The following is a 12,617-nucleotide window of genomic DNA, read 5'->3' on the forward strand; positions in this document are numbered from 1 at the left end:
CTTTTTGGGCACTCTGTGCCATCATTCTAACGAGTACAATATTATGAGTTTTTCCTCTTTGGGGCTGTCACCAGAACTTCTAAGAGCAATTGAGGAATTGGGGTATGAAACCCCGTCACCAATTCAGGCACAAGCCATTCCTCCAGTGATTCAAGGAAGAGACGTGATGGCAGCCGCACAAACCGGAACAGGAAAAACTGCAGGCTTCACATTGCCTTTGCTGCAGCGTTTGGCTGGTGGTAAAAGTGCGAAAAGTAACCACGTAAGGGCGCTGGTTCTTACTCCGACCCGAGAGTTGGCTGCACAGGTTAACGGCAGCGTGGTGAAATATGGCAAGTATCTGAACGTGAATTCAAACGTGGTATTTGGTGGCGTTAAAATTAACCCACAGATGATGAAACTGCGTAAAGGTTCAGATGTACTGGTCGCAACACCAGGTCGATTACTCGATCTTTACCAGCAAAACGCCGTGAAGTTTTCACAGCTAGAAGTGCTGGTCCTAGATGAAGCGGATCGCATGCTAGACATGGGCTTTATTCGCGACATCAAAAAGATCTTGGCTTTGCTGCCAGAGAAGCGTCAGAACCTATTGTTCTCGGCTACGTTCTCAGACGATATTCGCGCGTTGGCTAAAGGCTTGGTTCATAACCCAGAACAAATCTCAGTTAGCCCACCTAACGCGACTGCAAAAACCGTCGAACAGTATCTGTACAACGTCGATAAAAAGAAGAAGCCGTCCATTCTTGCCAAGCTAATTAAAGAAAACGACTGGTCTCAGGTACTTATTTTCTCGAAAACCAAACATGGTGCGAACCGACTAAGCCGATTCCTGGAAAGCGAGAATATTTCTGCTGCCGCAATTCACGGTAATAAAAGTCAGGGCGCTCGAATCAAAGCTCTGGAGCATTTCAAAACCGGGCAGGTTAGGGCATTAGTAGCAACCGACATCGCTGCTCGTGGGTTAGATATTCCTCAATTGCCACAGGTTGTTAACTTCGAGCTTCCACACGTGCCAGAAGACTATGTTCACCGTATTGGTCGTACAGGTCGTGCCGGCGAGTCAGGCCAAGCCTATTCATTAGTTTGTGCCGATGAAGCCAAAGAGCTGTTTGCGATTGAGCGTCTAATTCAGAAGCTTATTCCTCGTGAAACTGTGGAAGGTTACACGCCAGTTCACGCACTTCCAGAATCTAAGCTGGACACTCGACCGGTTAAACCGAAAAAGCCTAAGAAGAAAAAGAAATTTGCACCAGAAGGAAGTGCTAATCCTAACAACACAGATGAAACGGGTAAGAAACCTTCAAAACCAAAACGCAAGCCTAATCCAAGAAATGGTGCAGCAGGACGTCGTGGAAAAGATGAAAATGGAAAAGGTCCAAACGGCAAAGCGAACGTAGCCAACAAAGATGCAGGTAAGAAAGGCGCTCCTTCAAAAGAGGGTGGCAAACCTTTTAACAAGCCAAAGCGTCGTCGTAAACCAAAGCCGACCAATACCATCAAGTAACCTTAGCTAAAAATCATAAAGAATAGAGCGCCTTTTGGCGCTCTTTCAATATGGACTTATTTTAGCTCATTCAGATCTGCTCTAAGCAGGAATCCTCGTTGCTGTAGCATTTAGGAACCCGAGGGCAAACAGCACCACGCGAACAAATCAACCTCGCCCGATTGTCTATTCCCCGTTCTACCCAGTTTATATTCAGAATTCTCGCCACCGTCATTAGAAGCTTACGTACCTTCAATGGGATTACTGCGGTGCCACCGTTCTGAACGCACGCTTCTTTTAACAGAGTAGCTACTGCAATAGAATCATGCCCCTGCGCATCAATTGCCGGGTTAAGATCGACACCCGTGCAAAGCACGTGAGGGTTTCCGGCGAGATCCGTCACCTTTTGAGACTCACAACAGTAAATATGAGGCACATCGTTCTGCATCAAAATGGAAATCTGAGCGACAGTCCGGTCATCGTTCAACTTATCTTCATTTGAAACCATTCTGAATACAGACCAGTGCTGACAAGGATCCTCCACCATTCTCATGTTGCCCCAGGGCAAAGGAATCCCGTTTCCTCGATAGACCGCTTTCAGCTTTCCTGGGTTGTAAGCATCAAAATAGTGCCAGTGCGGATATGGAGAAACCGCGGTCATGCGCCTCATAGCGATAGATTCTGAAACCCCCGCTTGCTTGCACACACTGATTTCATAACCGTTTCTGTCCAGCAGTTGCCTGAAAGGGACTCTGGGACAGAGTAGTGCACCAGCAAAAAAAGAGCACTCAAAGTCGCGCCACGCATGAAGAATCTTCGTGGAATCCAGCTCCACTGAACCTCCGGGGTTTGACTGATCGCGAACACCATAGCTGGGGTTACTGTCTGCGATAACCATGCTCTTTTCACCATCACCGTCGTGCAATACCATATGACCAATGTTCACCGCAAGGTCGTACTTTAGTCGAATCGCATCCTTTTTCAGCATCTTATTCATGTGAAGAACATCAGGCGCTTCAAAATACGATCGAACCACTCGCTTAATTTCAACACCATTTGAGCTGATGCTGGTTTCAGGCGTTTCATCAAACCATTTAATTTTCAGACCAATGTTGTCACAGATCTCCAGTAGATCGTCCACGCTGAGTGGCATCCGCTTTTTGCCGATCTCCTCTGCTGCACGCTCTAAGTCAGGAAAGTGATTCTGGTGATGCTCCTGATGAGCACGAATCAGCAGGTGAGCGAACTGTCTGCCCGTTGTACCAGTCTGAGAAAGCATTTCTGGAATCGCAATTTGAAGGATTTCGTTCGAGAAAAGAAAGCTTGGCTCTAGTGCCATTCCCCGAATACCACCTCGGCTTCCTTTTTCCGGAACAATCTCTTGCTGTTCATGCGCATCATCCAGAAACCACTGTACATTTTTCTGAAAAACAGAGGCGATCACTTCTAGCATGTCTTCACTGGGTACCCGTTTTCCGCGTTCAATCATCGACAGATACGAGACCGACGGGGCAGATTCAGGGTCCAGTTTTACACAGCGTGACGACAGATCTTCCAGCGTTAAATTGTTTCTTTTCCGTAGGTTACGGATTTTTGTCCCAAGAAAGTGGGATTGTCTAAATAGACTTTTTGTATTTTTCATAGTTGTAAAATTTACATTGTGAAATTTTCTTTGTGAAATTTTAGTAAATATTTAGTTAAAGTGAATATGTAGTGAACAATAAGCGAGCAAAACGTAACCAAAAAGAGAGGTTGCTCACTTAATCAACACTTTCATTATGGAAATAACGCAAAAGAAGAGAACGGTCACGAGGGACGAAGCGATGAATCTACCGCAAACAAAGGAATGTCAATTTCATCAAGGCTTCTATGAGTTTATTAACCAAGAAGTACTGCCTTACACAGAATTAGACGCAAACGAGTTTTGGAACAACGTGGCGAAACTGGTCTCGGATCTTGCTCCAGTCAATCAGGCTCTTCTTGCAAAGCGCCATGAACTGCAAACCAAGATTGATGAGTACCATCGTGACAATCGTTCTTTTTCACAAAACCAGTATCAAGAGTTCCTGAAAGACATTGGTTACTTAGAAGAAGAAGGTCCGGACTTCCAAATTGAAACACGCAACGTTGACGATGAAATCGCAAAAATTGCAGGACCGCAGCTTGTTGTACCGATTCGCAATGCACGCTTTGCTTTGAATGCCGCAAACGCACGATGGGGAAGTTTGTACGACGCGTTATACGGAACCAATGTTATTTCGAAATCGAGCGCAGGAATGCAGGCGGGGAAAAAATACAATCCAGCACGCGGGAAGAAAGTCATCGCTTTCGCAAAAGACTTTCTGGATGAAACCTTCCCCCTGAATGAAGGCTCGCACCACGACGTTGAAAGCTACACCGTTTACTTCAAAAACCTGTTGGCCTTCTTCCCAGATGGAACACAAACGGGTCTTAAAGAACCGGGTCAATTTGTTGCCGCAAGCGATTTAGACAGAGAGCCCACTTCCATTGTTCTTAAAAACAATGGGCTGCATGTAGAAATCATCATTAATAGCTGCGGAACCATTGGCAGTCAGGATTTAGCAGGGATTGATGACATTCAGATCGAATCTGCTATGTCGACCATTCTGGATTTTGAAGACTCAATCGCTGCGGTAGACGGCGAAGACAAGGTAGAAGCTTATTCCAATTGGCTAGGATTAGTGACCGGGTCACTGACGTCCGAGTTCAGTAAAGGCGGTAAAACGCTGACTCGCAGCCTAGCAGAAGACAAAGTATTTACCGGTCGAAACGGTGATGATTATGTACTTCATGGTCGATCACTTCTGATGATTCGCAATGTGGGTCACTTAATGGGTATCGACCTGATGACCGACGAAGAGGGCAATGAAGTACCGGAAGGCATTATGGATGCCATCGTTACTTCACTGATAGGCAGCATTGCCATCAAAAATTCCGGCGCCTGCCGAGTAACGAACAGCAGAACGGGAAGTATCTACATAGTGAAGCCCAAGATGCACGGACCTGAAGAGGTCGCGTTCTCCTGTGAGCTGTTCAGCCGTGTTGAGTCCATGTTAGGTCTCGAACCCTACACTTTAAAAATCGGGATTATGGACGAAGAACGCCGCACTTCTTTAAATCTTAAAGAGTGTATACGCCAGGCAAAAGAGCGGGTGGTGTTCATCAACACGGGATTTTTGGACCGCACTGGTGACGAAATTCATACCAGTATGGAAGCCGGTCCGTTTCTTCCTAAAGGTGAGATCAAAAACCAGCCTTGGATTGCTGCATACGAGCAAAACAATGTGTCGGTCGGTCTTGCTTGTGGTTTCTCTGGTAAAGCGCAAATCGGGAAAGGGATGTGGGCAATGCCAGACGAGATGGCAGAGATGATGAAGCAGAAAGTTGCTCATCCTCTATCTGGCGCAACAACGGCGTGGGTGCCTTCACCAACAGCCGCGACGCTTCACTCTTTGCACTACCACAGAGTAAACGTGTTCGATTGTCAACAAGCGCTCGATATCGACACTGCTTCGCTTAAAGGCAACATGCTCAAAATTGCATTAATGCCGCAAGAAACCAACCTGACCATAGAAGACATCGAGAAAGAACTGGAAAACAACATTCAAGGCATTCTGGGGTATGTGGTTCGTTGGGTGGAAATGGGCGTAGGGTGTTCCAAAGTGCCAGACATTAACAACGTCGGTTTGATGGAAGACCGCGCCACACTTCGAATTTCCAGCCAGCATATTGCCAACTGGTTAGCGCACAAAGTGTGTAAGAAAGATCAGGTTGAACGCATTCTGGCTCGAATGGCAGAAGTGGTGGATGCTCAAAATGAGGGTGAAGGAGGCTACGTTCCAATGACGCCAGACATTGAATCCAGCACCGCGTACCAAGCCGCCAGAGCACTGATTTTTAAAGGAGCAGCTCAGCCAAGTGGATACACAGAGCCACTTCTTCATGAATACCGAAAACAAGCAAAAAACTCATAAGTACAAACAATCATCCAATAACGTGAACACAACAAGACTATAAAAAGAGGGATAGCATGGAAAACTACAGAACCGAGACCTCAAATGCTGATGAACTGATCCAACAACAAGGTCAGACTTGGGCAGCGATCAACCCAGAATACGTAGCGCGTATGCGATTGCAGAACCGCTTCAGAACAGGGTTAGATATTGCAAGATACACAGCAAAAATCATGCGCGAAGACATGGAGTCTTACGACAACGACAGTGCGAACTACACGCAGTCTCTTGGTTGCTGGCATGGATTTGTCGGTCAGCAGAAAATGATTTCTATTAAGAAGCATTTCGAGACGACGCGCGGCCGTTACCTGTACCTGTCTGGCTGGATGGTCGCGGCACTTCGTTCAGAATTCGGTCCGCTGCCTGATCAATCCATGCACGAGAAAACCACAGTCCCAATGTTGATCGAAGAGCTATACACCTTCCTGAAACAAGCGGATGCACGTGAGCTTAACCATCTGTACAAAGATCTAGATGCGGCACGCAATTCAGGTGATACCGTAAAAGCGCAAGCAGTGCAAAATCAAATCGACAATTTTGAAACGCACATAGTGCCAATCGTTGCGGATATCGATGCTGGCTTTGGTAATGAAGAAGCCACCTACCTGTTGGCGAAAAAGATGATTGAAGCTGGCGCTTGCTGTATTCAGATTGAAAACCAGGTATCTGACGCCAAACAGTGCGGTCACCAGGACGGTAAAGTAACGGTGCCACATGAAGACTTCTTGGCGAAAATCAATGCGGTACGTTATGCTTTCCTAGAATTGGGTGTGGACGATGGCGTAATTGTTGCCCGTACTGATTCATTGGGCGCTGGTCTGACTCAAAAAATCCCTGTGTCACAAACACCAGGTGACTTGGCTGACCAGTACAATGCGTTTATTGACGGCGAAGAAATCACATCTCTGGATCAACTAGAAAGCGGCGATATGGTGATGAAGCAGGGCGACAAATACCTGAAACCGACACGCCTGCCAAATGGTCTGATTCGATTTAAACCGAATACCGGTGAAGATCGTGTAGTTCTGGACTGCATTACGTCACTTCAAAACGGTGCAGACCTGCTTTGGATTGAAACAGAGAAGCCGCATGTTCAGCAAATTGCCGGAATGGTTAACCGAATTCGTGAAGTAATTCCGAACGCGAAGCTTGTTTACAACAACAGCCCATCGTTCAACTGGACACTGAATTTCCGTCAGCAAGTGTTTGATGCGTGGGCATCTGAAGGTAAAGACGTATCAAGCTACGAGCGCGAAAAACTGATGAGCAGCGTGTACGATGATTCTGAACTGGCGACGGCGGCAGACGAGAAGATTCAAAGCTTCCAACGCGATGCATCAAGAGAGGCGGGTATCTTCCACCATTTGATTACACTGCCTACATACCACACAGCAGCACTATCGACCGACAACCTTGCAAAAGACTACTTCGGCGAGAAAGGTATGCTGGCATATGTACGAGAAGTGCAGCGTAAGGAAATTCGCCAAGGCTTGGCATCGGTTAAACACCAGGATATGTCTGGCTCCAACATTGGTGATGACCATAAAGAATACTTCTCGGGCGATCAGGCACTGAAAGCCTCTGGTGAAAACAACACCATGAACCAATTTGCTTAAAACACCCCCTTAATTAAGAAACGCCAACCTTTAATAGGTTGGCGTTTTTGTGTTTGTGGTTATGGCAGCGATATTTTCTAACAAACATACAATTTCAAGTGCCAAAGATAAGCGTGATTATTTAGCGCGTTAATACTGTATCCAAGTACAGGTCGATTAAATATTGATCAATGTCCACTTTGTTTTGAAACACGGAGATCTTTCACGACATTAGTATTGTGCGATACGGTAAAAACCTCATTGTTTACATTGTCTTATGTGTTAGTCTTTGGGAATTCCCACAGGATGAAAAGCGCGCCTGTGGATGAATTATTCGGACATTATGTCCCATAATAATTGTTAGCTATTGGCTGGAACCGCAGGCTGCGTCGCAAAATAAATATTGATAAATAGGTGACTTATTTTCGAGTTGATATTCTCTAAACAAATTACGTTTACAGAGAAATGAATATGCCTAAATTTAAGGAACTATGGGAAAAGTTTCCAGATGGTGATGTTATGCGAGGTCGCTGTCAGAACAAGCAACCAAACGGCACAAGACCCTTTGATAATTACTGTGCTATCTTGCTTAGTGAAGCTTTCATAAGGACAGGGGTTTCAACAAAAAGTGCTAAAGTGACCAAGTGTTGGTCTCATTCAGGTTCAAAACACATTATTCGAGCGCAAGAAATGGCACACTGGCTCAACAAATCCAATCTATCGTTTGTTGGAAAACGAGAGAAAATAAACCCTTCAACATTTTCCGATGACCTAGATGGTCGAACAGGGATTATTTTCTTCAAAGACTATTGGCAGAGAGGGAACGAAGCATTTTCTAACCGAAGTGGAGATCATATTGATTTATGGAATAAGGACAAAATTACTAGCGGTGGAATGTTTAGACGATCCCTGTATGAGTTCTTTGGTGTGGTGTCTGACTTCAATGATAGTCGTGAAGTTTGGTTTTGGGAGGTGAAATAAATGAAAAAAATCATCTCCCTTTTTATCAGTGTCCTTCTAGTAGGTGGTCTAAACTTTGGGGTGTTCTTAGTTGCATATAGAAAGCTATCGTTCCCATACATGAGTGAAGAACAAAGAGTCGCTAATGCACCATACATATTTGAGTATGTCTTACCTTGCTTTATAGTTGTTGCCATTTTTTCGGTGTTGGCATATATAGCTGCATCAAGGCTGTCTAATAGCTAACAAAAGCTTCAAACCGACAAACAACGCGTGGCAATTTTAGTTTGCGGTGAGTTTAGTGCTTAAGGCTTAATGCAGCGGCTTGTTTTGTGCGTTGTCTGCGGTTTAAGCTGGCGTTATAAGTCAATGGAATTATGAGTCAAGAAGAAATCAAAATCGATATTTGTAATCATGCATTAGAAGTTTTAAAAGATCGTCGCTCGGTGATGTTACCACAAGTAACTGAGTCAATTGAAAATCAGTTGCAGTGGTTGGTTTCATATTTTAGCAGTGTGTCTAACGATCGGGAGAAGTTGTTTACTCTCACTTTTGGACACTACGCCGTACGTGAAATCGACCCGAGAGAAAAGCAGTTAGTTAACGCATTGAACGCCGCGTATTATGTCGCAGATAGAACTCGTAGAGGGCTGAAGTTAGATCTCAAGGTTCTTGGGCTAGACTCATAACAATTTGCTCAAGCTGACAGCTAACCTTAGGCACTTTTGGTTCGGTTTGAGTTTAGTGATTACAGTGGCTTTGCTTGAGTATCGTGGCAGTTAGCTGCAACTTAGCAAGGCGTTAACTGGCGCAGAAAATACGAAAGCACAATGGTACAGTTTCTAGGTTCAGAGATTTAGCGTGTTCGGTCGGTTTCCTTAGCTGAGCTAATGCGACTAATTTCAGTTTGATACTTAAGTTTACTGATGTGAAAGGCGGCACAAAGCCTTCTAATAATATAAGGCATTCGCGATTAGTTCGGCGCACTTACATCGCCGAAGTATGGTGTTGTGAGACGCATTTCAAACTAAAGATAAACGGTAATTTTTTGGTTAAATACATATTTGAGTTAGCTTTGTTAATCATTAATTAGCAAAACGAGCTTTGGCGAAAGTGGCTGAAAGATAGGCTAAAACTGAAAGGCGCTCAGTTAACAAACTGTTCAAGAGGGATTCGCAACGCGTGGCATTTTCACTATGCGTTAGTTTAAGTGATTAAAGTGGTATGCGGCGGCTTTGGTATTGCATTGCTCACCCCTTAACAGGGCTACATGGATTCCCCCGGCTGTCAAACATCCGCTAAACTTCAGGTGATGGGGTTTGGACTGCCGCTCTACATTCGGTCTGTTTGCTGGTGATTTATGCTCACCATGACCCTGATGACTTTGCGCGACTGCGGTGCCTTATTCGTTAGATGACATTGGGTATGTCCGCCGCATTAACAGGCTCTCCGCTCTTGGTCTTAACCTATCTCCATCCATTGCGTTTGCTCTGACCCGGTGGGTATTCTCTTTCTGCTGCTTGGTTGATTGGGAACTAAGCAGCGTAATTCTCATATTCCGTCTGGTTGTGTAACAGTGACCAGATAATTCGAGCGTTCTTAGCCGCCAGTGCGACAATCGCCCGATTCATCCCTCTTCGTTCTAATATGCCGCGACACCATTGGCTGAGCCTGTCTTGCTTATCGCCTAAGTTGGCTATCACGGTTCGTGCTCCATGAACTAGCAAGGTTCTCAAGTACTTGTCACCATGCTTAGTTATCCTGCCCAGTCGAGTTTTCCCTCCTGTCGAATACTGTTTGGGAACCAACCCTAACCAAGCGGAGAAATCTCGGCTCTTATCAAACTGAGCGCCATTACCTATGGAAGCGAGGATTGCGGTGGCAGTTTGTGGACCGATGCCTCTGACTTTCATAATGCGCTGAACATTGTCACTGACTTTAGCGAATGCGTGAAAAGCTTGTTCTGTGTCGGCGATACGCTGGTTCAGGTGCTCCAAGTGGTGGTAGGCATCAGCAATGGTGGCTCTTGCCAGTTGTGGCAGCTCGTTTTCCGCCTCTTCAAGGAAGAGTGGGACTTGCTTCATTAAAGAGGACTGACCGACGGGCATGATAAGTCCAAACTCGGACAGCAAGGCTCGTATGCGATTCATCAATGCCGTTCGCTCACGAACCCAGTGCTCTCTCATTCGATGTACCGACAATATGGCTTGTTGTTCGGAGGATTTTACAGGCACAAAGCGAGTGGATGTGTGTTGAACGGCTTGGCATATGGCGACCGCATCATTGAGGTCATTCTTTCCTTTCACTCGGTGTGGCACCACATATTTAACCGCCATAATGCGAGCATCATGTCCCAGTTTATTGAGTGTTCTTGCCCAATAATGCGCGCCGCCACACGCTTCTAATCTTATACGCATAGGCGGAATATTTGCTATGGTAGTCAGTAGCTTAGGGCGGGTAACAGATTTGTGGAGAATGACTTTTCCGTTGTGGTCAACGACGTGGATGCTAAAGTGGTTTTTCGCTAGGTCGATACCGCCAAAATAAGAACAATTAGACATGGTGCCTCCAGTGTTAATCGATACCACCTCAGTGTGGCAGATTCTAGGAAAGGGGAATCCATGTCATTCGTTATGCTTCCGAGGAAACTTGAGACAATGAAAGAAGAATTTAAACATTGGTTAACTGAGTCGGGTAAAGCGTTAGATTTCCCTGCTTACTCGGATTCTATAAATAGATTATCAAATCATTACTCAAACCAAACAGGCGAAGAGTTTGATATTTATGAGCTTGAAGATTGCCGTGAATTAAACAAGTTACGGCGACTATATGCTAAGAAGGGCAAATTTTCAGAGATTGGTGACGAAAAAAATGGAAGCGTAAGGACAGCATTGTCCTATTACACAAAATTCCGCTCGCAGCAGATGGTACATCAACAGAATGAGATTTTGATGCAAGCGGTTGAAGACTTTTGTACAGAAAATTCAAGTAATGAATTGAACGAATATCGTAAGGAAGTGCAGCAGTATTGTGAGCAACTACCGTCAGTTGCATCGAAAAGTAATGGAATTGAACTTGATGCGTCAACGATGTGCTTCACATATGAAAGAGACCTACAACAATTGCTTTGTATGCAAGTGGCAGAATTGTTCCCAGGTTATGAAATATTTGGTGGTGTAGAGGTTGGTATTGAGTACCCGGTTGGGTCGAGAAGAATAGATGTATTGTTAGAAAAAACCTCTGACCAATCACTATTAGTTGTAGAGCTTAAGTCAGGAGTCGCAGACTTTAGAGTGTTTGGTCAAATATCCATGTATATGGGACTCGTTAGTCGAGAGTTTTGTGAGCATACTGTCGAGGGAGCCATTGTTGCAGGACAAATTGATGATAGTTTAGTTCAAGCGGCTGAAACTAATAGCTCAATAAAATTAATGACTTATCAGGTTGGTATTAAGTTAGAGGAAGCATAACAAACGACCATGGCGTCAATAGCTAGTTCTTAGCTATATTTTCATCCCACATGACGCCATCTCTTAGCATTGAGTTTAAGATGACTACCATCTTGCGAACGCAGGCGATGATAGCGACTTTCTTCGGTTTTCCTGATTGAACGAGACGGGTATAAGTCGCTTTGAAAACGGGGTTACACTGCATAGCAGACATCATCGCCATATATAGAACGGTTCGAACTTGCTCCCTTCCTCATTGAATCACCCGTTTGCCTTTGTAGCGCCCACTTTCTCGAGTAATAGGTGCAACACCAATGAGGGAGGCCGCTTGTTTGTTGGTGATGTAACCCAGTTCGGGAACGTTGCTGATGATTGATGCTGATGCGATATTTCCAATGCCAGGAACACTTTGCAGGATGTCGTTTTTGGTCTGATAGTCTGGACATGATTCGATGAGTTTAACCAGTTTATCCTCGATGTTTGAAATCTGTTTTTTCATGGCAGTCAGCATTGGCTTGATGGTCGAATGCAGAGATTTGGGCAATACCTGAATTCGGTTCTTTTCCATTGTTTGCATAGAGAGCAACTGATTGCGACGTATGACTAAGTCACTCATCAATCGTATGTTTTCTGCTTTTATGATGGAGATGTCGGGCTTGATTGCTTCTGCATAATGAGCGATAAGCTCAGCATCTAATCGGTCGTTTTTAGCTCTTCGTCCAATGGCTCCTGCAAAGCGTTTAATGTGGATGGGGTTAGCGCGAACAATAGGTAATTTGGCTTCTGCACATGCCAGGACAAAGGGCATTTCCAGGCGTCCGGTTGCTTCAATGACGATTCGTTCAGGTGAGTGCTTCTTTATCGTTTTGATGGCATCTTTGATGCCTTTGTCGTCGTTTGAGACAGTGAAGAAGAGATTAAGTGGTCGTACAAAAATATCGAGTTGTGCCTTGCCAGTATCAACGCCGATATTAATGTTTTGAAGTGTGTTGGTATTCATAATAAGCTAACTCTTGCTTGCGAAATGCGGGTTCGAGACCCAGTCGACTATTCGAGGTTTGTGCTTGGAGTCCTATGGGGTGTTCACGTTTGTTAT

At 45.0% G+C, this 12,617-nt stretch carries 8 protein-coding genes and 1 pseudogene; 6 read left to right on the forward strand and 3 right to left on the reverse strand.

The features are described from left to right. Positions 1 to 43: 43 nt before the first annotated feature. Positions 44 to 1,504 (forward strand): DEAD/DEAH box helicase, encoded by a 1,461-nt coding sequence (locus INR79_RS08650; RefSeq protein WP_223096856.1) that lies wholly within the window; start codon positions 44 to 46, stop codon positions 1,502 to 1,504. Between the two features lie 70 nt (positions 1,505 to 1,574). Here the strand turns inward: INR79_RS08650 and INR79_RS08655 are convergent, their stop codons facing one another. Then, positions 1,575 to 3,125 (reverse strand): DUF3612 domain-containing protein, encoded by a 1,551-nt coding sequence (locus INR79_RS08655; protein ID WP_022550554.1) that lies wholly within the window; start codon positions 3,123 to 3,125, stop codon positions 1,575 to 1,577. A 181-nt stretch (positions 3,126 to 3,306) separates the two neighbouring features. Here INR79_RS08655 and INR79_RS08660 point away from each other — a divergent pair, with 181 nt between their 5' ends. The 4 genes from INR79_RS08660 to INR79_RS08675 all read left to right on the forward strand — a co-directional run bounded on the left by INR79_RS08660 (position 3,307) and on the right by INR79_RS08675 (position 8,761). Further along, on the forward strand, positions 3,307 to 5,478 hold the full coding sequence (locus INR79_RS08660; protein WP_223096857.1) for a malate synthase G: 2,172 nt from the start codon (positions 3,307 to 3,309) through the stop codon (positions 5,476 to 5,478). Positions 5,479 to 5,534: 56 nt separating this feature from the next. Beyond that, complete coding sequence (locus tag INR79_RS08665; RefSeq protein WP_022550556.1) at positions 5,535 to 7,133, forward strand: isocitrate lyase; 1,599 nt, start codon at positions 5,535 to 5,537, stop codon at positions 7,131 to 7,133. Between the two features lie 450 nt (positions 7,134 to 7,583). After that, complete coding sequence (locus INR79_RS08670) at positions 7,584 to 8,093, forward strand: type VI secretion system amidase effector protein Tae4 (RefSeq protein WP_223096858.1); 510 nt, start codon at positions 7,584 to 7,586, stop codon at positions 8,091 to 8,093. 356 nt (positions 8,094 to 8,449) lie between these two features. After that, entirely contained in the window at positions 8,450 to 8,761 is a 312-nt protein-coding gene (locus tag INR79_RS08675; protein ID WP_223096859.1) for an immunity protein Tsi6 family protein, read from the forward strand. An 846-nt stretch (positions 8,762 to 9,607) separates the two neighbouring features. Here INR79_RS08675 and INR79_RS08680 read toward each other — a convergent pair. Continuing rightward, on the reverse strand, positions 9,608 to 10,633 hold the full coding sequence (locus INR79_RS08680; RefSeq protein WP_223096860.1) for an IS110 family transposase: 1,026 nt from the start codon (positions 10,631 to 10,633) through the stop codon (positions 9,608 to 9,610). A 96-nt stretch (positions 10,634 to 10,729) separates the two neighbouring features. Between INR79_RS08680 and INR79_RS08685 the strand changes: the two genes are divergently transcribed. After that, positions 10,730 to 11,542, forward strand: a complete 813-nt coding sequence (locus tag INR79_RS08685; RefSeq protein ID WP_223096861.1) for an endonuclease NucS domain-containing protein — start codon at positions 10,730 to 10,732, stop codon at positions 11,540 to 11,542. A 22-nt stretch (positions 11,543 to 11,564) separates the two neighbouring features. On the opposite strand, the pseudogene INR79_RS08690 reads toward INR79_RS08685, so the two are convergent. Next, positions 11,565 to 12,521 (reverse strand): annotated as a pseudogene (locus tag INR79_RS08690) (IS110 family transposase). Between the last annotated feature and the right edge of the window lie 96 nt (positions 12,522 to 12,617).

It is taken from the genome of Vibrio sp. SCSIO 43132 (assembly GCF_019904195.1).
GTDB lineage: Bacteria > Pseudomonadota > Gammaproteobacteria > Enterobacterales > Vibrionaceae > Vibrio > Vibrio nigripulchritudo.

Bases quoted from the DNA above. Each gene is read 5' to 3' on its own strand.
- INR79_RS08650 (WP_223096856.1), top strand. From the start codon at position 44: ATGAGTTTTTCCTCTTTGGGGCTGTCACCAGAACTTCTAAGAGCAATT.
- INR79_RS08655 (WP_022550554.1), bottom strand. From the start codon at position 3,125: ATGAAAAATACAAAAAGTCTATTTAGACAATCCCACTTTCTTGGGACA.
- INR79_RS08660 (WP_223096857.1), top strand. From the start codon at position 3,307: ATGAATCTACCGCAAACAAAGGAATGTCAATTTCATCAAGGCTTCTAT.
- INR79_RS08665 (WP_022550556.1), top strand. From the start codon at position 5,535: ATGGAAAACTACAGAACCGAGACCTCAAATGCTGATGAACTGATCCAA.
- INR79_RS08670 (WP_223096858.1), top strand. From the start codon at position 7,584: ATGCCTAAATTTAAGGAACTATGGGAAAAGTTTCCAGATGGTGATGTT.
- INR79_RS08675 (WP_223096859.1), top strand. From the start codon at position 8,450: ATGAGTCAAGAAGAAATCAAAATCGATATTTGTAATCATGCATTAGAA.
- INR79_RS08680 (WP_223096860.1), bottom strand. From the start codon at position 10,633: ATGTCTAATTGTTCTTATTTTGGCGGTATCGACCTAGCGAAAAACCAC.
- INR79_RS08685 (WP_223096861.1), top strand. From the start codon at position 10,730: ATGAAAGAAGAATTTAAACATTGGTTAACTGAGTCGGGTAAAGCGTTA.